Source organism: Cognatundibacterium rivi (assembly GCF_018139565.1).
In the GTDB taxonomy this organism is placed as follows: domain Bacteria; phylum Pseudomonadota; class Gammaproteobacteria; order Burkholderiales; family Burkholderiaceae_D; genus Undibacterium; species Undibacterium rivi.
The window spans coordinates 47,685-68,996 of sequence record NZ_JAGSPK010000005.1 but is presented as its reverse complement, the minus strand read 5'-3'; the positions used below and the strand labels follow the sequence as shown (position 1 = coordinate 68,996).

16 protein-coding genes and 3 tRNA genes are annotated in these 21,312 nt (G+C 49.5%); 12 read left to right on the top strand and 7 right to left on the bottom strand.

Annotated features, from left to right (window positions below):
* Positions 1-135: 135 nt before the first annotated feature.
* Both KDM87_RS13725 and argH read right to left on the bottom strand, forming a co-directional pair.
* A complete protein-coding gene (locus KDM87_RS13725) occupies positions 136-1,263 on the bottom strand; it encodes an ABC transporter substrate-binding protein (protein ID WP_230407809.1) in 1,128 nt (375 codons plus the stop codon).
* A gap of 332 nt (positions 1,264-1,595) precedes the next feature.
* Entirely contained in the window at positions 1,596-2,990 is a 1,395-nt protein-coding gene (gene argH / locus KDM87_RS13720) for an argininosuccinate lyase (protein ID WP_212679606.1), read from the bottom strand.
* 89 nt (positions 2,991-3,079) lie between these two features.
* Here argH and KDM87_RS13715 point away from each other — a divergent pair, with 89 nt between their 5' ends.
* A complete protein-coding gene (locus KDM87_RS13715; protein WP_212679605.1) occupies positions 3,080-4,117 on the top strand; it encodes a sensor histidine kinase in 1,038 nt (345 codons plus the stop codon).
* The gene (locus KDM87_RS13710) at positions 4,114-4,911 is read left to right on the top strand and encodes a LytR/AlgR family response regulator transcription factor (RefSeq protein WP_329604943.1); all 798 of its coding nucleotides are present in this window, start codon (positions 4,114-4,116) and stop codon (positions 4,909-4,911) included. Before KDM87_RS13715 ends, KDM87_RS13710 begins: the two co-directional genes overlap by 4 nt.
* A gap of 6 nt (positions 4,912-4,917) precedes the next feature.
* On the opposite strand, the gene KDM87_RS13705 is transcribed toward KDM87_RS13710, so the two are convergent.
* Entirely contained in the window at positions 4,918-5,145 is a 228-nt protein-coding gene (locus KDM87_RS13705) for a hypothetical protein (protein WP_212679604.1), read from the bottom strand.
* 232 nt (positions 5,146-5,377) lie between these two features.
* Positions 5,378-5,454: transfer RNA gene (locus tag KDM87_RS13700), tRNA-Met, on the bottom strand.
* A 237-nt stretch (positions 5,455-5,691) separates the two neighbouring features.
* Between KDM87_RS13700 and ppnN the strand changes: the two genes are divergently transcribed.
* Positions 5,692-7,086, top strand: a complete 1,395-nt coding sequence (ppnN, locus tag KDM87_RS13695; protein ID WP_230407808.1) for a nucleotide 5'-monophosphate nucleosidase PpnN — start codon at positions 5,692-5,694, stop codon at positions 7,084-7,086.
* Positions 7,087-7,246: 160 nt separating this feature from the next.
* Entirely contained in the window at positions 7,247-8,203 is a 957-nt protein-coding gene (locus KDM87_RS13690; RefSeq protein ID WP_212679603.1) for a chemotaxis protein, read from the top strand.
* 131 nt (positions 8,204-8,334) lie between these two features.
* Here KDM87_RS13690 and KDM87_RS13685 read toward each other — a convergent pair whose 3' ends face one another.
* Positions 8,335-8,595: a hypothetical protein gene (locus KDM87_RS13685; RefSeq protein ID WP_212679602.1), complete on the bottom strand. Its 261-nt coding sequence runs from the start codon at positions 8,593-8,595 to the stop codon at positions 8,335-8,337.
* A 491-nt stretch (positions 8,596-9,086) separates the two neighbouring features.
* Between KDM87_RS13685 and KDM87_RS13680 the strand changes: the two genes are divergently transcribed.
* From KDM87_RS13680 to nadC, 4 genes are all read left to right on the top strand, one after another.
* Entirely contained in the window at positions 9,087-11,036 is a 1,950-nt protein-coding gene (locus tag KDM87_RS13680; protein ID WP_212679601.1) for a CocE/NonD family hydrolase, read from the top strand.
* A 44-nt stretch (positions 11,037-11,080) separates the two neighbouring features.
* Positions 11,081-13,132 (top strand): M13 family metallopeptidase, encoded by a 2,052-nt coding sequence (locus tag KDM87_RS13675; protein ID WP_212679600.1) that lies wholly within the window; start codon positions 11,081-11,083, stop codon positions 13,130-13,132.
* Between the two features lie 210 nt (positions 13,133-13,342).
* The gene (nadA, locus tag KDM87_RS13670; protein WP_408058737.1) at positions 13,343-14,479 is read left to right on the top strand and encodes a quinolinate synthase NadA; all 1,137 of its coding nucleotides are present in this window, start codon (positions 13,343-13,345) and stop codon (positions 14,477-14,479) included.
* 27 nt (positions 14,480-14,506) lie between these two features.
* On the top strand, positions 14,507-15,373 hold the full coding sequence (nadC, locus tag KDM87_RS13665) for a carboxylating nicotinate-nucleotide diphosphorylase (protein WP_212679599.1): 867 nt from the start codon (positions 14,507-14,509) through the stop codon (positions 15,371-15,373).
* A 129-nt stretch (positions 15,374-15,502) separates the two neighbouring features.
* Here nadC and nadB read toward each other — a convergent pair whose 3' ends face one another.
* The gene (nadB, locus tag KDM87_RS13660) at positions 15,503-17,110 is read right to left on the bottom strand and encodes an L-aspartate oxidase (protein ID WP_212679598.1); all 1,608 of its coding nucleotides are present in this window, start codon (positions 17,108-17,110) and stop codon (positions 15,503-15,505) included.
* A 121-nt stretch (positions 17,111-17,231) separates the two neighbouring features.
* On the bottom strand, positions 17,232-18,443 hold the full coding sequence (gene purT, locus KDM87_RS13655) for a formate-dependent phosphoribosylglycinamide formyltransferase (protein ID WP_212679597.1): 1,212 nt from the start codon (positions 18,441-18,443) through the stop codon (positions 17,232-17,234).
* Between the two features lie 313 nt (positions 18,444-18,756).
* On the opposite strand from purT, the gene KDM87_RS13650 reads away from it, so the two are divergent.
* From KDM87_RS13650 to KDM87_RS13635, 4 genes are all read left to right on the top strand, one after another.
* Complete coding sequence (locus KDM87_RS13650) at positions 18,757-19,029, top strand: HU family DNA-binding protein (protein ID WP_186885834.1); 273 nt, start codon at positions 18,757-18,759, stop codon at positions 19,027-19,029.
* 52 nt (positions 19,030-19,081) lie between these two features.
* Positions 19,082-19,157, top strand: a tRNA-Val gene (locus tag KDM87_RS13645).
* Positions 19,158-19,183: 26 nt separating this feature from the next.
* Positions 19,184-19,260 (top strand) — tRNA-Asp (locus tag KDM87_RS13640).
* 86 nt (positions 19,261-19,346) lie between these two features.
* Positions 19,347-21,269, top strand: a complete 1,923-nt coding sequence (locus KDM87_RS13635) for a SurA N-terminal domain-containing protein (RefSeq protein ID WP_212679596.1) — start codon at positions 19,347-19,349, stop codon at positions 21,267-21,269.
* Positions 21,270-21,312 lie beyond the last annotated feature (43 nt).

Here is a 21,312-nt window from a genome sequence, read left to right as displayed (position 1 = left end):
AGAAGTTCAGATCAGAAACGCCGAAAAAAGTCTGCGGCAAAATATCAACTCACGCAGAGTAAAAATCCATACCTTAGAAACACAGCAGCGGTTCGCGCTATCGGTGGCGGAACCGCTGTGTTTTAAAGATGAATATTATTTCAGCAGTATAAATTTACCGCCTTTCGCAATATTCACAATGGCTTCTTGCTGCGCATCGTAACCTGCTTCTTTACCATCCTTTGCAGCAGCCCGGCGGAACGCAAATTTGCCGGTAGCGCCTTCAAATTTAATTGCAGGCAGGGCATTACGCAATGCAATACGGTCTTTATCAATGCTGCCAGTCAGTTTTACGGTTTTCAACGCTTCTGCAACGATATTCAGTGCATCAAAAGCCTGTGCTGCAAATTGATCAGGTTCGCCGCCAAATTTCGCTTTGTAATCGGCGATAAATTTTTTGTTTGCGGCAGATGTATTCTCTATCGACCATGGGCTGCCCATCAAGGTGTCGTCAGCCGCGTCTTTTGCGATTTCAAACAGTTTTGGTGAGTTGAACCCGTTACCGCCGATAAAGGGTTGCTTCATACCGAGCGAGCGGGTTTGTAAAATAATATTGGCGGCTTCTTCAGCGAGGCAGGAACAGACGATCGCGTCAGGATTCGACGCTTTGATTTTGGTCAGTTGTGCCTTGAAATCAACGTCGCCTTTCGCATAGGTTTCGGTATCGGTGACACTGATTTTCTGATCTGCGAGCGCTGACTTGAATACGTCGTAACCGCTCTTGGTAAAGGCATCATCGTTACCATACAACACCGCCACTTTTTTGATATTGAATTTTTTCACCGCCGCACGAGTGGTGACTGGTAAAACGTCCGCTTCCATCACTGAGTTGCGGAAAGTGAATGGCCCCATGTTGGTGATGCCATCCGCAGTATTGCTGGTGCCAAAAACCACGGTCTTCGTCGCGTTGGCGATAGGATCAGCGGCAAACGCGGAATTGGATAAAGTTGGGCCGAAGATCAGTAAAACCTTTTCCTGAAAGATCAGTTTCTTGAAAACATTGATCGCTTCTTCTTTCTTACCTTGTTCGTCTTCGACAACCAGGGCGATTTTGTTTCCGTTGACGCCACCTTTTGCGTTGATGCCATCGGCTGCCAGAGTAAAACCATTTTTAATTGCAACGCCGTATTTTGCTGCCGGACCGGTCAGTGCTTCGGCAACTCCGACTTTAATATCGGCAGCATTGCCAATGACAGTCCATCCGAGCAAGGCACTTGCAACCATCAGTTTTAGTTGGTGTGACATAAAGGGTTCCTGAAAGAATGTGATGAAAAGGATCGACTGGTCACCGACAGTGTGAAATAGCAAGCGTCTCTATTAACTGACGGCCCAGAATAATCGCCGTAGAATTTTTATTAGATAAAAATTTATTTTCGCCAAATATTGTATTGGCTGCCAACCAGAAGGGCAATATAACATGGTGTTGCGGTGCAATATCCGCTGTTTAAGTAGAATTACTTATAGCGTCGGAAGAGTTGGGGTGGGAGCGGGTCTTGAGGCGGGAAGGTGCAGCCCTGAGACGGGCTGCACCTGATACTTGTAGTTAATACGAGAGTTTATGCGAGTGACTGGCGTGCACGTGCAATTGCTGCCCTTACCTGATTTGGCGCTGTGCCGCCGATATGATCGCGAGCAGCGACCGAGCCTTCCAAAGTCAGTACCTGGAAAATATCCTGTTCTATCAATGTTGAGTAGCCGCGTAATTCTTCGAGCGACATTTCGCTTAGATCACAGCCTTTTTCTACACAAGTTTTGACGGCATGTGCAACGGCTTCATGTGCATCACGGAACGGCAAACCTTTTTTCACCAGATAATCGGCCAGATCGGTTGCAGTTGCATAACCTTGCAAGGCAGCCGCACGCATGGCTTCAGGTTTGACGCTGATACCTGTTGCCATATCAGCGAAAATACGCAAGGTATCAACCAGGGTATCGACCGTATCAAACAGCGGCTCTTTGTCTTCTTGATTGTCTTTGTTGTACGCCAGTGGCTGACCCTTCATCAGTGTCAGTAGCGCGATCAGGTGTCCGTTGACGCGACCTGTCTTGCCACGGGCAAGTTCTGGTACGTCAGGATTTTTCTTTTGCGGCATGATCGAAGAGCCGGTACAGAAACGGTCGGCAATATCGATAAAGCCAACCCGTGGGCTCATCCAGATCACCAGTTCTTCAGACATGCGTGAGATATGCGTCATTACCAACGCGGCAGCGGCGCAAAATTCAATCGCGAAGTCGCGGTCGGAAACGGCATCCAGTGAGTTGTAGCATACCTCATCGAAGCCCAATGTTTTAGCAACACGTTCACGGTCAATCGGGAAGGTGGTACCTGCCAGTGCTGCAGCGCCCAGTGGCAGGCGATTGACGCGTTTGCGGCAGTCCAGCATGCGTTCTGTATCACGTCCGAACATTTCAACATACGCCAGAATATGATGTCCGAACGTGATCGGTTGTGCGACTTGCATGTGCGTAAAACCCGGCAAAATCGTAGCGGCATTTTTTTCTGCCAGATCAATCAATGCGCTGCGCAGTGCGCGCAACAGGGCGACGATATTATCAATCGCAGAGCGCATGTAAAGGCGGATGTCGGTAGCGACCTGGTCGTTACGTGAACGGCCGGTATGCAGTCGTTTACCTGCGTCACCGACCAGTTCGGTCAGGCGTTTTTCTATGTTCAGATGCACGTCTTCCAGATCCAGCAACCATTCAAATTTGCCCGATTCAATTTCTGACTGAATTTGTGCCATACCGCGTTGAATATCGGCGTAATCCTGAGCGCTGATGATATTTTGCGCACTCAGCATTTCCGCATGCGCGAGAGAACCCTGAATGTCCACCGCCGCCATGCGATTGTCAAAAAATACCGAAGCGGTGTAGCGCTTGACGAGATCGGAAACTGGCTCGGAGAAACGGGCAGACCATGCCTCGCTTTTTTTATTGAATTGTGATGTCATAATGGATTGATTGCCGTTTTGGCTGCGGTTAGCGATAAATATTCCCCGATTATAAAACACCGCACCACTTTTCCCCGAGCAAAACCACGATGACGACTGTTTTATCTGTCCCAAAGAATGAACCTGTGATTCCCGATTGCTGCAATATCGGCGTGATTTTCCGCGTGCTGGCGGGTGTCAGTATGGTTGTTTTGCTGGGATTGGCCTCGCGTGGCGACGGCTGGGCGCTGATTTTGGAGAATTTCATTGAAGCGTCGATGCTGATAGAAGCGATTTGCCTGCTTTCGCTTTTCCTGTTGTGTGCTTGTCGCCGCTATGTCTATTCACATGCCTCCCCAGCTTGGTTACAGCGACTGGCCTGTGTATTGATTCCAACTGCAGTCAGTATTTTTCTGCTCACCTTCTTTGGTCAGTTTGAATGGTTTTCACTTGCTTTCCCTCGCTTGAACGCAGGATTTATTCTTATTTTCACTGGTGTTTCAGGATTCTGCCTGCAACAGTATTTTGAGCTGCGTACCCGCGCTTTTTCGCCTGCGTTAGGTGAGGCGCGCTTACAGGCGTTACAGGCCAGAATACGACCACATTTTTTGTTTAACAGTTTGAATACTGCATTGTCGCTGATACGGAAAGACCCGCGTCGGGCCGAGTCGGTGATCGAGGATTTATCTGATTTGTTTCGGGTGCTGATGCGTGACACCCGTACTATGACGAGTTTGCATGACGAGTTACACCTTTGCAGGCAATATCTCGCGATAGAATCTTTGCGGCTTGGGGAGCGTCTGCAGTTAGCCTGGAATACAGAACAGTTGACGGACGAAGACATGCGCCAGATACAAATCCCCGCGTTGTTATTGCAACCGATATTGGAAAATGCGGTTCACTATGGTGTCGAGCCATCTTCGGGAGCAGCAACGATTTTCATCGATATTCAGAAAGGATTGGATAAAATCGAAATCCGTGTGCGGAATCCTGTGCATCAGGACGCCAGATTATCTTCCGGAAATCAAATGGCGCTCGACAACATCCGGCAACGCTTAAAATTGTTGTATGACGTTGAGGCGCAATTGAGTATCAGAAAATCAGATGATAGTTTTGAAGTGATATTACATTTTCCTGCGCAAAGATGATGACTCCTACCATTCTTATTGTTGATGATGAGGCTCCTGCAAGAGAGCGGATGACGGCATTATTGTCTGATATTCAGGCTGAATGTCCGCATCTGTTGATCGGTGAGGCATCCAATGCAAAGTCTGCCCTTGAAAAAATTGCAGAATTGCAGCCTGACATTATTTTGCTCGATGTACAGATGCCGGAAATGAGTGGAATGGAAATGGCGCAGTATTTGCGCGACCACGCGGCCGTCTCCGGTGTTCCGGCGATTATTTTTATCACGGCCTATGATGAATTTGCATTTCCGGCGTTCGGTGTGCAAGCCGCAGATTATCTCCTGAAACCGGTGAGGGCGAATCGTCTGGCTGATGCAATTACCCGGGTAGCGAATCGCCTTCCGGTGACAGTGTCTGCGAACGCGACCCATGAGCAGATACCCGCGCTTGTTTGCCGCGAGAATTTTTCTGTTCCTGAGCGCGGGCGTATTTTGCTGGTTCCGGTTCGTGATGTTTTATTTCTGAAGGCGGAGCAGAAATACGTGACTTTATATACGTCGCAAAAAGAGTTTTTGCTGGAGGAATCTCTGACTTCATTAGAAACAGAGTTGAAAGATAAATTTATACGCATCCACAGAAATGCATTGGTTGCGAAAGCAGCGATTGCAGGGGTCGAGCGCGCGACGCACATTGTCGATATGGATGGCGAGAACGAAAAGGTCAGTGAAAATTGGCAGGTAATCGTCGCTGGTTCTGTTGAACGCCTGCCTATTTCAAGACGCCAATGGCCGTTGATCAAGGCGTTGGTTCGTTGACTGTCTTCAGCGCCAGATAGGAAGTCCCGTCAGATCGGTATTTTCATCGTTAACCCAGGCTGGCAGTCCGCTGATATCTGTCGGACCCAGTGCAGCAAGCAAATCAAGTTGCTCTTGCCTGATGGTTTTTCCCTGTCGGGGTTTGGTATTGCCCTTTCTGACCTCTGGAACCTCAAACGCAGGCTCACCGAATCCGGGTAACTCCATTGTCGCGTTATCTTTGTAATCTTTCATCGGACTTCGTCTGAATCAGTAGCGTCAGTTTTTTTAAAAAAATAATCAGCTTTACCAAGGAATGCCACATTCATAAACGAATGACTGCCCTGATTTTTTAATGGGATATTGATAAAACAAGTGATACACCAGAACAATTCTGTTGCGTGCCGAATGTCTCAGACTAAGATTGCACCGGGATTTTCGATTGAATCGAGTCGCTGTCGGCATGACAGGTCTGAGATAGGCTGATTGGTTGCGGGGGCAGGATTTGAACCTACGACCTTCGGGTTATGAGCCCGACGAGCTGCCAGACTGCTCCACCCCGCGTCTGAAGAGGGCGAATGATACATGGCAAGCGGCCCATATACAAGTGCGCAACGAAAATAAATTCCGCGAGCGCCGTAAAGTTGTTTCTGATCGAAATTCAATGATTAAAATCATGTGCAAGATATAAATGGTTTGCTGCGAGGCATAATGGGCAACGTATGAAGGCCAGTGCTGAAATAGCATGGTGTCGAGAGTTTGAGGTGCGGGATTAATTTGATTGATCGGAGAAAAGCAGTGATGGAATATGAAGTGATTGATAGTCAGATTGCACCGGAAGGTCGCATGGAAGTATTGTCTAAAGCGGAAGTCAGTAAGTTGCTCGATAACAGTCATGGTGGTTTGTATCAGGTGTTCCGTAGCTGTGCGTTAGCGGTATTGAATTGCGGTAGCGGTTTGGATGATGGCAAAGAATTGCTGGAGCGTTATAAGAATTTTGATATCAGCATTGTTCAGCGTGAGCGTGGAATTAAACTGGATATCAAGGGCGCACCTGCTCTGGCTTTTGTCAACGGGGTCATGATCAAAGGAATTCAAGAGCATCTGTTCGCCGTATTGCGCGACATTTTGTTTATGAATGCCGAAATGGAAAACAGTGTCGCGACGGGAATTGCAGACAGAAATAAATTCAATCTGAACTCCAGCGAGGGAATCACTGACGCGGTGTTCCATATTTTGCGTAACGCGAATTTGTTACGCCCTCAGGTGAATCCGAATCTGGTGGTGTGCTGGGGTGGGCACTCTATTTCTGGCCATGAATATGACTACACCAAGCAAGTCGGTTATCAGCTTGGCTTGCGTAACCTGGATATTTGCACCGGTTGCGGCCCGGGAGCGATGAAAGGGCCGATGAAAGGGGCGACGATAGGTCATGCCAAGCAACGTATTGCGCATAGCCGCTACATAGGTTTGACCGAACCGGGAATTATCGCTGCCGAGGCGCCGAATCCCATCGTCAATGATCTGGTCATTTTGCCCGATATTGAGAAACGGCTCGAAGCTTTTGTCCGTATCGGGCATGCTGTCATTGTTTTTCCGGGTGGTGCTGGCACGGCTGAAGAGATTCTGTATTTGCTTGGTATTTTGCTGCATCCAGAAAATGAGGGAATTCCGTTTCCTTTGATTTTTACAGGCCCGGAAGGTGCCGCGGAATATTTTCATCAGATTGATCAGTTTATCGCCAGCACTTTGGGCACTCAGGCGCAGCAGCACTATCAGATTATTGTGAATGATCCCGTCGCGGTTGCCAGCGCAGTTGAGCAGGGGATAAAACAGGTCAGGGAATTCAGAAAACAAAAGGGCGACGCTTATTATTTCAACTGGATGCTGAAGATCGATGAAGAGTTTCAGCGACCATTTGAACCCAGTCATGAAAATATGCGCAATCTGGCAATTCATAAAAATCAGCCGCAGCACATACTGGCCGCCAACCTGCGACGTGCGTTTTCCGGAGTGGTTGCCGGCAATGTGAAGAATCAGGGGATCAGGGCGATAGAACAATACGGAAATTTTGAAATCTGTGGCGACCCCGCCATCATGGAATCCATGGATGCTTTATTAAGCTCTTTTGTTGCACAAAATCGTATGAAATTGCCGGGGAAAGCGTACACTCCTTGTTATCGGATTATTAAATAAAACAGATGCGGGGAACTTGCGCTTTGATCGTCTTATTTTTGTTCAGGAACTGCAAAAAGATGTGAATTCCCTGTATTGAAAGATAAATTTGTTTGGCTTATCCGTTGAAATTGGTAACATACCATCGAACCAGTTCTCTTTAATTTAGAAGGAAATATTTATGAGTACAGTACAGCAGGAAGTGGACGAGCGTACCAATCTCACAGGTTCGAATAAATTTGAATTGCTGCTGTTCCGATTAGGTGGCGATACAAATGGCGATCGCTCTGAATTGTTTGGTATCAACGTGTTTAAAGTGCGTGAAATCGTTGCGATGCCTGCGATTACTGCTGTTGCTGGCTCTCTTCCCCATATGCTGGGTGTGGTGAACTTGCGCGGGCAAATAATTCCAGTGATTGATTTGCCTGCGGTTGTCGGATGTACGCCGAAAACAGGCCTGAATATTATGCTGGTCACTGAATATGCGCGTACCACCCAGGGTTTTGCGGTCGAATCTGTTGAGGAAATCGTCCGGCTTGACTGGAGTCAGGTCCTGTCAGCAGAAAACAGTGCTGTAGGTGGCATGGTAACCAGTATTGCACGTCTGGATGGTGATGTTGAGAATACCCGTCTGGCTCAGGTGCTCGATGTGGAGCAGATCCTGCGTGAGATTACGCCATCCGACACGAAAGATGTTGACCCGGATACGATAGGCGACAAGTTGCTCATGAAAGAAGGCGCTGTCATTCTGGCGGCGGATGATTCTGGCGTGGCTCGTAGCTTGATCGAACAGGCGCTGAATGCGATAGGTGCGCCGTTTATCATGACTAAAACGGGTAAAGAGGCCTGGGATAAATTGCAGTCAATGACGGCAGCCTCTCTTGCAGATGGGAAGCCTGCCAGCGACAAAGTGGCAATGATACTTACCGATCTGGAAATGCCTGAAATGGATGGTTTTACCCTGACACGTAAGATCAAGCAGGATGATCGCTATAAAAATTTACCCGTGATTATCCACTCATCTCTTTCCGGTTCTACGAACGAGGAGCATATTAAGAGTGTTGGTGCAGACGCCTACGTCGCCAAGTTTGTGGCAGAAGAGCTGGCTGCAGCAATCAGGAAAATTTTGAAAAAATAAAATAGTGAATCAGCTGTTGGTTGCGAAGTAGTTTGCTATGTAAAAAGGACGCCGTATTGGCGTCCTTTTTTTATATCTTCATTTACAGCGCGACGGATGTCGCCACCTTGGATTGAACATGGATGGCGATGTTAGCGTCCTTGTGCGGGCACTTTTCTCCAGCCACCGGGGCAATCTTTAATGGCAGGGTAAAAACCATCTGGTTGATTGCAGTACAGCCAGTCGCCGTTATTGCTTGTTACCGGGATGGGGTCGGAATAGGTATAACTGGTCACCGGTTCGCTACTATACGTTGGGCTGGAATAGGTGCTATAGGTCGTTGCGTACGCTGGGTAGGGCGCATACGTTGTGTAGGTCTGGTTGCTATACACGACCGATGGCGCGCTGAGCATGGCGCCTACGACGACTGATCCCAGAAGAACCTCTGGAAAATAAGAGTAATGCCCTCGGTAATAGCCGTGGTTGCCGTAATACGGGCGGGGACTGTAATAGGAGTATCCGGGGAATGGGCGTCCGGCATAGTAGCCGTGACGAACAGAGCTGACCGGGCTTGAGTGTGATTGCGCCAGCACATTGGCGGAAAAACAAAGAGTAAATCCGGTCATGCAAAGCAGCTTGAGTACCTTCATGATGTCAACCTTCAGCATATAAATGACTGTTTCAGTAAAATTCCGAAACTTAATGCAAAAAAAACACTCAGTAACAGATGGCGATGATCCATCATGTTCATGTACTGCATATTAGCAGCATTCTGAAAATCTATTGTTTCCTTATGTTGCACGATGAAGCGTGATTTTTAATTAGTAAATAGATGAATATGCGTGTAAGTAGTTGTCAAAAGAAATGATGTTCCGTGAAAATCCGATAAGAAAAAGGATCTGTGATGACTCGTTTGAAACTTTCAGCGTTGTTATGTGCGTCGCTGCTGACGTTTAATCCGCTTAGCTCTGCGCTGGCTGCCGCTGATGCAACGGAAAAAGCTGAAAGCAAGCCCTCGGTGCGTGAGCTGTACACCAAATATGAGTATCAGATTCCTATGCGTGATGGTGTGCGTCTATTCACGGTGGTCTATGTTCCCAAAGATACGTCTAAAACTTATCCGTTTCTGATGGTCAGAACGCCTTACGGTAGCGGTGTGCATGATGGTGAAGAGTCGCATTATGGTGTGGATTTTTATCCGCGTTCTGTCGGCCCATCAAAAGAGTTTGAAAACAGCGGCTATATTTTCGTGAATCAGGATGTGCGCGGACGCTATATGTCAGAAGGTAAGTGGCAGGAAATGACGCCCCATGCGAAATCTGACCGCACTCCCGGAGAAGGGAATGAAAGCCAGGATATGTATGACACAGTGGAATGGCTGTTAAAAAACGTGCGGGGTAATAACGGTAAAGTCGGCATCTGGGGTATTTCTTATCCTGGGTTTTATACTTCCGCCAGCATCATCGATTCGCATCCGGCAATCAAGGCGGCGTCACCGCAGGCGCCAGTAACGGATTTGTATATGGGCGATGATTCCTATCATGGTGGCGCCTTCATGTTGTCGGCAAATTTTGATTTTTATTCCAATTTCACAGCAGAAAAAAATCCTACCCGTTTGCCGAAAAGCTGGGGGCAGTTTGACTATGGAACGCAGGATAGTTATCAGTATTTTTTGCAGCATCTGACGCTGGGGAATATCACGGCACAACTCAGTGATAAACAGCGCGAATTACTGATGCCGACCATTGCGCATACCAGTTACGATGATTTCTGGAAGTCGCGCAATATTGCGGCGCATCTGAAAAACGTTAAAACGCCTGTGCTGACGGTTGGCGGTTGGTATGACGCCGAGGATGCGCAGGGGCCGTTCACAACCTATCAGGCCATCAAAGCGAATAATAAAGGCAGTTTTAATGGCATCGTGATGGGGCCGTGGGCGCATGGTGGCTGGGCTGGCGCTGAGGGTAAGTCATTAGGGAATGTCAGCTTTGATGTGAAAACGGGTGAGTATTACCGTAAAAATATTCTGTTTCCGTTTTTTGAGCAGCATCTGAAAGACGCAAAAGGGAAGGCGCTGGCAGAAGCGACTGTTTTTGAAACCGGAACCAATGTCTGGCGTGAATACGCCAGCTGGCCACCACAGCAGGCACAAAACCGTACCTTGTATTTCTCTGCGAATGGGAAGCTGAGCTGGAGAGAACCGCAGGAAGAATTCAACACCTTTGACGAATATATCAGCGATCCGAAAAAACCTGTGCCGTTTATCTCGTATGTGGCAACGGGCGTACCGCGCGAGTACATGGTGTTAGATCAGCGTTTTGCTTCTACCCGTCCCGATGTGCTGGTGTATCAGACGGATGTACTGGAAGACGATGTGACGATTGCGGGGCCCGTCAGTCCCCGTCTATTTGTTTCGACATCCGGTACCGATGCTGACTGGGTTGTGAAACTGATCGACGTTTATCCTGACGATTATCCTGAGCGACAAGCACCGCGTGACCGGGGTAGTGATGTGCCACCTCCGGCGATAAAAATGGCTGGTTATCAGCAATTAATCCGTGGCGAACCTTTGCGTGGGAAGTTCCGCCATGGTTTTGACAAACCTATGCCGTTTGCGCCGGGCAAAGTCGATACGGTGAGCTACCGTATGCCGGATATCAATCACACGTTTCGCCGTGGGCACAGAATCATGGTGCAGGTACAAAGCTCATGGTTCCCGTTGATCGACTTAAATCCGCAAAAATTTATGGATATTCCTAAGGCAAATCCTGACGATTTCCAAAAGGCGACGCAACGCGTTTATCGCTCGCCTGGGCAGTATTCCGGTATCTCCGTACCAGTGTTGGTGAAATAAGCGCTGGCATCACATTCACTTCTATTTCAATAAAACGAAAAATTATGTCCACACCTCAATTCTTCAAACGCAGCGCCCTCGCTACGCTGGTGAGCCTTGCTTGTATCTCTGCGCCGTTGCAGGCACAAACGGCCACGTCTAACCAATTGGTACTTGAATCAGCAACGATGGATTTGAAAGCAGATCCGTGCACACAATTTTATGAATACGCAAATGGTGAATGGTTGAAAAATAATCCCATTCCGGCAGACCGCTCGCGTTACAGCGCGTTCGACGAGGTGACTGAGCGCAATATGATTGCCTTGAAAAAGATCGCGGAAACAGCTGCAGCGGGTCACGATCAAAACCGCGCAGCGCAACTGGTTGGTGCGTTTTACGCCAGCGGTATGAATGAAGCGCAGATCGAAAAAGAGGGTGTTCATCCACTGGATGCGACGCTGGCGCCAATTAAGGCTATCGGTGATAAACAGCAGTTGATTTCCATGATTGCTGTATTGCATAAACAAGGCATCAACCCCTTATTTGGCTTTACGATCGATCAGGATGCGAAAAATGCGAGCCGTTATATTCCACAACTGATGCAAGGTGGTCTGGGTTTGCCGGATCGTGATTACTATCTGAAAAACGATGCAAAAACCAAAGAGATTCGCGCTAAATACCTGTCTTACATGACGCAGATGTTTGGTTTTCTCGGCGATAAACCTGATGTTGCAGCCAAAAATGCAGCGGATGTGCTGGCGCTGGAAACCCGTCTCGCCAAGGTATCTCTGACCAAGGTTGAGTTACGTGATCCGCAGGCCAGCTATCATTTGTCCGACCTCGCTGGGCTGCAGAAGGTGGCGAAAGCCACGCCATGGACCAGCTATTTTTCAGGTGTGGGTTTAACGCAGCCGGGGCAGATCAATATCGCCCATCCAAAATTTTTCGCAGAAGCGGATCGCCTGCTTGATCGTGTACCTCTCGAACAATGGAAAACCTATCTGCGCTGGGAATTGCTGAATACGCGGGCATCGGCACTCAACTCTGTGCTGGTCAATGCGCATTTTGATTTTTACGGTAAAACTCTGGCCGGGACGAAAGAGCTGCAACCGCGCTGGAAGCGGGTGCTGGCAAGCATCGATGCCCATGCTGGCGAGGCCATGGGTGAGCTGTATGTGGCGCAGTTCTTCGGGCCGGAAGCAAAAGCCGGAGTACAGGAAATGGTGGTAAATATCAAAGCAGCGATGCGCGACAGTATCAGTAAGCTGGAGTGGATGTCGGATGTGACCAAGCAGCAATCGTATAAAAAACTCGATACGGTGATGGTGAAAATCGGCTACCCCGATGTCTGGCGCGATTACTCTGGCATGCAGATTGACAAAGGCTCGTATGTGGACAATATCGCACGCGCTTCTGAATTCGAATTCAAGCGTGTGCTGGCAAAATTGGGTAAGCCTATTGACCGTAACGAATGGGGTATGACGCCGCAAACGGTGAACGCCTATTACAACCCGACCATGAATGAAATGGTCTTTCCGGCTGGGATATTGCAACCGCCGCTGTACCATGTGAATGCCGATCCGGCAGCGAATTACGGCAATACCGGCGCGACGATAGGGCATGAACTCACGCATGGTTTTGATGATGAAGGGCGGCAGTTCGACGCACAGGGCAATCTGAAAAGCTGGTGGACGCCGCAGGATGAGAAAAAATTCCTGTTGCGCGCCAAGGCGATTGAGCGTCAGTTCGATGAATTTAATCCTATCGATCAGTTGCACATTAACGGCAAGCTGACGGCCGGTGAAAATATCGCCGATCTGGGCGGTTTGAAAATCGCGTTACAAGCCTTACGTCAATCGCTGAAGACCAAACCACAGGCCGCAGAAATTGATGGTCTGACGCCGGATCAGCGTTTTTTTGTAGCGAATGCACAAAGTTTCCGCAGCCTGATTCGTGATGAAATGTTGCGCATGAAACTAGCCACAGACCCGCATGCACCGGACAAATACCGTGTCATTGCACCACTGGCAAACATGCCGGAATTTGCGGAGGCATTCCAATGCAAGGGCGATCGTTCGCCATTGCGTCAGGGCGCGAAGCGCGTGAACATCTGGTAACAGCGTATACTGTCGCCTTTGCTGTGATCCCAACGTCGGTTTCGCCCACAGCGCAACCGACGTTTTTTATCCTCAATTTCCCTGAAAAACAGGGGGTATATGCCAAAATCGGCCTATTGTCAGCATAAACAATGGGCCTTTTTATATACCCCGGGGAGTATATTTTGATGCCGGAACGCCTTCCAGCGTGCTTCCGGCGATAGGCAGAGAATGATGGAAGCTACCAAAGTCGTTGAATTTGAACGTCCTTTAATGGAAGAAGGCAGCAGTTGTGTCGCCAATGCCTGGGCCAAAGTGCCGGATATGCCGACACCGGAAGAAAAAATCGCCCTGAAAAACCGTATCCGCGCTTTGCTGAAAGAAAAGCAGGCGGTGCTGGTCGCGCATTACTATGTCGATGCAGACTTGCAGGATCTGGCCGAGGAAACCGGTGGTTGTGTGTCGGATTCATTGGAAATGGCGCGTTTCGGGCGTGATCACGCAGCCAAAACACTGATCGTCGCGGGTGTGAAATTCATGGGCGAAACCGCCAAAATTCTTAGCCCTGAAAAAACGATACTGATGCCGGATCTGGATGCGACCTGCTCGCTCGATCTCGGGTGTCCTGTCGATGAGTTTGCGGCATTTTGCGACGCCCATCCTGATCGTACTGTGGTCGTCTACGCCAATACCAGCGCCGCCGTCAAAGCGCGTGCCGACTGGATGGTGACTTCCAGCATCGGTCTGGACATCGTGCGCCACCTGCATGCACAAGGCAAAAAAATTCTGTGGGCACCGGATAAACATCTGGGCAGCTACATCCAGAAAGAAACCGGCGCCGACATGCTGCTGTGGCAGGGTTCCTGTCTGGTGCATGATGAATTCAAAGGCGTGGAACTGGATGTGATGAAGGCTGAATATCCGAACGCCAAAGTTCTGGTGCATCCGGAATCGCCGGCGTCTGTAGTGGTGCAGGCCGATGTGGTCGGTTCCACCTCGCAACTGATTCATGCAGCGCAAACCATGGATGCGCAGGAATTCATCGTCGCCACCGACAACGGCATTCTGCACAAAATGCAAATGGCTGCGCCGGGCAAACGCTTTATCGTTGCGCCGACTGCCGGCAATAGTGCCACTTGCAAGAGCTGCGCGCATTGCCCGTGGATGGCGATGAATGGCTTGCGTAATCTGCTGCACGTGCTGGAAAACGGCGATCACGAAATTCATGTTGATCCTGTGGTCGGGCAAAAAGCGCGGGTCTGTATTGATCGCATGCTGGATTTCGCGGCAGCGAAAAAAGCCAATGTGCGCCCGTCATCTGATCTGGCAAAAGAAGCCAGCTTATTTTCCGGTATTGGTCCGGCTTAACTGAACTCTGCTCAGGATTGTGTACTCATGCCTAGTAATTTAAAAAATTCTCACTTGCCTTTTGATGCCGATCTGCAAAAGGCGTTTGAACGCAATATCCGCGATGCGCTGGCGGAAGATGTCGGTGCCGCTGACCTGACTGGTTTGCTGGTGCCTGCCGATGAAATCGTACAGGCGCAGGTCATCGTGCGCGAAGATGCCATTCTGTGCGGCGCGCCGTGGTTCGATGCCGTGATGATGACGCTGGATGCCTCTATCGAAGTGGATTGGCAATACGCTGAAGGCGACGCGATGAAAGCTAACACGGTGGTTTGCAAAATCAAGGCTCCAGCCCGCGCTTTGCTGACGGCGGAACGTTCTGCACTGAATTTCCTGCAGTTGTTGTCCGCAGTGGCAACGGCGACCAGCAAGTATGTCGCCATTATTGCCGGCACGAAAGCGGCGATCCTCGATACGCGCAAAACCTTGCCAGGATTGCGTCTGGCGCAAAAATACGCAGTGCGGGTCGGCGGTGGAAAAAACCAGCGTCTGGCTTTGTATGACGGCATCCTGATTAAGGAAAATCATATTGCGGCTGCCGGTGGTGTTGCCGCCGCCATGCAGCAGGCGCTGAGCCTGAATGCCGGCGTCAGCATACAGATAGAAGTGGAAACGCTGGAGCAATTGCAGACTGCATTGCAAGCCGGTGCGACATCGATTTTGCTGGATAACTTCGATACCGCAATGATGCGCGAAGCGGTGGCGATCAATGCTGGACGTGCTTTACTGGAAGCATCCGGCGGCATCGATCATGTTACCGTTCGTGCGATTGCCGAAACCGGTGTTGACCGTATTTCCATCGGCAGTCTGACCAAAGATATCAAGGCGACGGATTATTCCTTACGGATTATCTGAGCGCGGACAGGTTTTTCGTTCCTTTTCCGTATAAAGCAATGCCGCCAGAGCCCGCATGGATATTGGGCTGTGGCGGCATAGTTTTTTGTGATTTGCCTGATGTCCAGGCAAAGTTAATTCACATGCAGCTTATTTTTTGCGCTTAGGCGTCAGCACTGTTGGCAACGCTTTTGGCAAAGTGTCGGGATAATCGCGACTGAAATGCAGGCCACGACTTTCGCGGCGTGACAAGGCACTGTTGACGATGAGCGACGCGACTTCAACCAGGTTGCGCAATTCCAGTAAGTGATTGGAAATGCGGAAGTTGGCGTAATACTCGTCGATTTCCTCTTTCAATAAACGTATCCTGTGCTTCGCGCGCTCCAGCCGTTTGGTAGTGCGTACGATGCCGACGTAATTCCACATAAAGCGGCGTAATTCATCCCAGTTGTGGGCGATCACGACTTCTTCATCGGCGTCAGAAACGCGGCTTTCATCCCAGTCTGGTAAGGCGATCGGTGTGATTCTTTCCTGACTTTCTATGTGTTTTGCCGCAGCGCGACCAACGACCAGACATTCAAGCAGGGAATTGCTGGCAAGGCGATTTGCTCCATGCAAGCCAGTGTAAGCTGTTTCGCCGACCGCATACAAACCGTGCAGATCGGTTCTGCCATCGGTGTCGGTGACAATGCCACCACAGGTGAAATGTACCGCCGGCACGACCGGAATGCCTTGCTTGGTAATGTCGATGCCGAGTTCCAGACAGCGCGCATAAATCGTCGGGAAATGCTCTTGCAGAAATTCTGGTGATTGATGGCTGATGTCTAGCTCTACATAATCGAGGCCGCGTTTTTTCATTTCAAAGTCGATCGCGCGCGCCACGACATCACGTGGAGCCAGTTCCAGACGCTCATCATGATCGGCCATGAAACGCTTGCCAGCCGAGGCACCTGCTTCGGCGGGCAATTTTAAAATCCCACCTTCGCCACGCACTGCTTCCGTGATCAGGAAAGATTTGGCAAACGGGTGATACAGGCAGGTCGGGTGAAACTGTATGAATTCCATATTGCCGACGCGGCAGCCTGCGCGCCATGCCATCGCTATCCCATCGCCTGTCGCTGTATCCGGATTCGTGGTGTACAGATAAACCTTGCCTGCGCCACCGGTTGCCATCACGGTATGCTGGGCCGCGAAGGTATCGACTTTGCCGGTTTTAACGTCTTGCACATACAAGCCGAGGCAGCGTGGTGTTGGCGAGGTGTCGCCAAGCTTGGCGGAGGTGATGACGTCAATCGCGTAATGATGTTCAAACAGTGCGATGTTGGGGTGATTGCGCACCTTTTGTTCCAGCGTGACCTGCACCGCATGTCCGGTCGCATCGGCCGCGTGGATAATGCGACGCTGACTATGACCGCCTTCGCGCGTCAGATGAAAGCCGAGCTCCGCTTCCTCGTCCCTTGTGAAAGGCACGCCTTGTTCTATCAGCCAATCGATCGCTTCACGCCCATGCTCAACAATATAACGGGTGGCTCCTTCATCGCACAGGCCGCCACCCGCGATCAGTGTGTCTGAAATATGCTGATCATGGCTGTCATGCGAATCCAGAACTGCTGCAATGCCACCCTGAGCCCAATTGCTGGCACCGTCCAGTAACTCGCGTTTGGAGATGATGGCGACCTTGCGTGTTTGTGCCAGATGCAAGGCGACGGATAAGCCCGCCAGACCGCTGCCAACGATGACTACATCGAAATTCTTCATAAGGTGCTTTATAAAAACGCGCTGTCTTGTTGCGCCATCTTGTTGTTGAATGGCCGCGATTTTTCAGTCGCGGCAGATGTGCTGATAGGTCAGCGTTTATTGAAATGATCTATTAAATTAGTTATTTTAAGACGACAGGTTTCACTTTAGCGGCGGCTTCTTTGGCCAGACGGCGCGCTGTGTCGGTATCGCCCGCTGTCGCTAAAGCTACTCCCATGCGTCGGCGCGCGAAAGATTCGGGTTTGCCGAACAGGCGGATATCTATTCCCGGTACTTGCAAAGCATCTGCCACGCCTTCAAATGCGATGCCTTTTGCTTCGTGCTGACCGTAAATCACTGCAGATGCTGCGGGTGTGCGCAATGAAACATCTACCGGCAAGGCCAGTATGGCTTTGGCATGCAACTCGAATTCATTCTGGACCTGACTCGACATGGTGACCATGCCTGTGTCGTGTGGACGCGGGCTGACTTCGGAGAACCAGACCATCTCGTTTTTGACGAATAACTCCACCCCAAACAAACCTAGACCGCCGAGATTATCGGTAATTTTCTTGGCGATATCACGTGCACGTTGCAGCGCCTGCGGGTGCATGGCCTGTGGTTGCCAGGATTCGACATAGTCGCCTTGCACTTGAACGTGACCGATAGGCTCGCAGAAATGCGTCTGAATTTCGCCATTCTTGCCGATCACACGCACGGTCAGTTGTGTAATCTCGTAGTCGAAATCGATGAAACCCTCAACGATGACGCGACCGGCATTCACGCGCCCGCCCGCCGCAGCGTAGTTCCATGCGGTTTCTACGTCGGCGGCGCTGTCGAGTTTGGATTGTCCTTTGCCGGACGATGACATAACTGGTTTAACGATGCAGGGAAAACCAATTTCGGTGCATGCAACGCGCAACTCTTCCAGACTGTCGGCAAAACGATACGGCGATGTCGCCAGACCTAATGTTTCTGCGGCAAGGCGGCGTATGCCTTCGCGATTCATCGTCAGCCATGCTGCACGCGCCGTTGGAATCACTTGCACCTTGCCAGCGTTTTCGAGTTCGACCAACGTTGGAGTAGCGATGGCTTCGATTTCAGGAACAACCAGATCCGGCTGCTCGACTTCAATCAGGGCTGCCAATGCTGCGCCATCTGTCATATCGATAACGTAAGCGCGATGTGCGACCTGATGACCCGGCGCATTTTCATAGCGATCCACAGCAATCACTTCGACTCCCAGTCGCTGCAGTGAAATGATGACTTCTTTTCCCAGTTCACCTGAGCCCAGCAGCATAACTTTGGTTGCGGAAGCGGAGAGTGGTGTGCCTAAAATTTGAATCGGTTTCATATTTATGTCTGATAGTTTTTGTGTAATTTTGTCGTCGCCACCAGCATGTGGCTTTCGCTTATTTCAGTAATGCGCGGTTGAGTCGATTTACCGTTAACAGAAAGCCAGCAACGATATCAAGGTGAAATTATACTGAGTAAAGTCAAACTTAATCTTTAAGATTGCAATGAAAGCTTGTAAAACCGCTTGACACAAGGCTTTCCGGCTTGTTTTAATACCGGATGCAGATTTCCTGCTTGCCGTGATAGATGCGAGACTGAGAAACAATCGAATACATCGTCGCGAAATTCAAATTTTTGTGAGGGGGCTTTAAGTGAATAAAACTGAGTTGATCGATCATATTGCGAAAACAGCGGATATTTCAAAAGCGGCTTCTTCCCGCGCTCTGGACGCTTTGATCGGTGCGGTAAAAACAACGCTGAAGAAAAACGGTACAGTCACACTGGTTGGTTTTGGTACTTTCTCCGTCGGTAAACGTGCAGCAAGAACTGGCCGTAATCCACGCACCGGAGAAGCAATTAAAATCAAAGCGGCTAAGGTTCCTAAATTTAAACCTGGCAAAGCATTGAAAGATGCTGTAAACTAATGATCTTTCGCGGCGCCGTGACAATGGTGACGCGAGTGTAAATTGCAGGTGCGGGCGCTTAGCTCAGTTGGTAGAGCGGAGCCCTTACAAGGCTTAGGTCGGGAGTTCGAGCCTCTCAGCGCCCACCAGTTAATTTATAAATAGTAGTAAAAAAGGAGTGGTAGTTCAGTTGGTTAGAATACCGGCCTGTCACGCCGGGGGTCGCGGGTTCGAGCCCCGTCCGCTCCGCCAGAAAACTGAAAAGGCGAACGAAAGTTCGCCTTTTTTTATATTTGCAATTTTGTGATTGTTATTCTTCGTCATACGATAGGTTGAACATGTTTGAATTTATTCGTACCCATCAGCGCTTAATGCAATTTTTATTGTTGCTGATTATTTTTCCTTCGTTCGCCTTTTTTGGTATCGAGAGTTATACCCGATCTCAAGCGACTGCCGGTGCGACCGTTGCAACTGTTGCAGGTCAGGCGGTCACTCAGCAGGAACTGGATGCCGCGTTGCGCGAACAGTTGGATAAGTTCCGCCAGAGCTACGGTCCGCAGTTTGATTCTAAAGCGATGAACACGCCGGAAATGAAGAAAAATGTTCTGGATGAGTTGATTGCGCGTAAAGCTGTTGCTGCTGAAATTAAAAATAGCAAACTGACGGTGACTGATCAGACTTTGCAGCAACAGATTCTGGCTTTGCCTGGTCTGCTGAAGGCAGACGGTAGTTTCGACAAAGAGCGCTATCTGAATTATCTTGCGTCGCAAGGGATGACGCAGGCGATTTTCGATCAGCGTATGCGCCAGGATCTGACGGTAGAGCAATTGGCTGGTGCTGTGCAGAACACGAGTTTTATTCCAAAAACGGTCGTGGATCGTATTGCGTTGATCAGTGAGCAGGAGCGTGAAGTTCAGATGTTGAACTTTAAAACGGCTGATTTTACCTCGCAGGTAAGAGTCACTGATGAAATGGTGAAAGCTTATTACGATAAAAATGCGGCACAATTCGAAATTCCTGAGTCAATCAAGGCCGAATATGTTGTCTTGAATAATGATGTATTGCAGGCGCAGGTTACTGTTTCTGATGCAGAAGTGCAGGAGTTTTATAAAAACAATGCGAAAGCCTACAGTATTGATGAGCAGCGCCGTGCCAGTCATATTCTGATCGCAGCGAAAAAAGACGCCAGTGATGCCGAAAAAGCGAAGGCAAAAGCGAAAGCTGAAACATTGTTGGCGGAAGTACGTAAAAATCCTGCTTCATTCGCAAAGCTGGCGAAAGAGAATTCTCAGGATCCCGGCTCAGCAGAGCGTGGTGGTGATCTTGACTTCTTCGGTAAAGGCGCGATGGTGAAGCCTTTTGAGGATGCTGCTTACAAGCTTAAGCAAGGTGAAGTCAGCGATGTTGTGCAATCAGATTTTGGTTTTCATATCATTCAATTGACTGAAATAAAGCCTGCCATGGTTAAGCCTTTGGATGAGGTGAGGGCGCAGATTACTGCGGATATTAAAAAGCAAAAGGCAGCAAAGGCGTATGCTGAGGCAGCGGAAACTTTCGGTAATACAGTTTATGAGCAGGCGGACAGTCTGAAACCGGTTGCGGATAAGCTGAAACTTAAAATAGAAGTCGCTGATGGTTTGATGCGCGAACCGAATAAGGCTTTGCCGGCTTCTGTGTTGACGAATAATGCTAAATTTCTGACGGCTATTTTTGCTGATGGTGCTGTGAAGAAAAAACACAACACAGAAGCGGTTGAGGTCGCGCCAAATACGCTGATTGCAGGTCGCATTCTGGAATACAAAGCGGCTAGCAAGCGTCCGTTGGAAGAAGTAAAACCGACGATCGTTGCGAAGCTTACGCAGTCTGAAGCTGAGGCTCTGGCTGAAAAAGAAGGTAAGGCTAAACTGGCTGCGTTGAAAACGGCGGATTCTGTTGCCGGATTCTCGGATGTGAAAGTGATTTCCCGTGCGAAGCCGCAAGATATTCCGGCTGCAGCATTTGTGCAGGTAATGAAGGCGGATACGCAAAAATTGCCAGCTTATGTTGGTGTGGCGCTCGGCGGCGGTGGTTATAGTATCTTCCGTATTTCCAAGGTAAGTGCTGGTGTTCCAGATACGGCAAAACGTGCGTCAGACGCACAGCAAATTGCCAGTATGCAGTCGCAGCAGGATCTTTTGACTTACATAGAATTGTTGAAGAAAAAGGCGAAAGTCAGCGTCAATAAATCGGCTTTGGTAGCTCCGGTTCAAGCAGTTCAGTAATCAAAAAAGATGACCATAAAACGGTGCCGGAACGGTGCCGTTT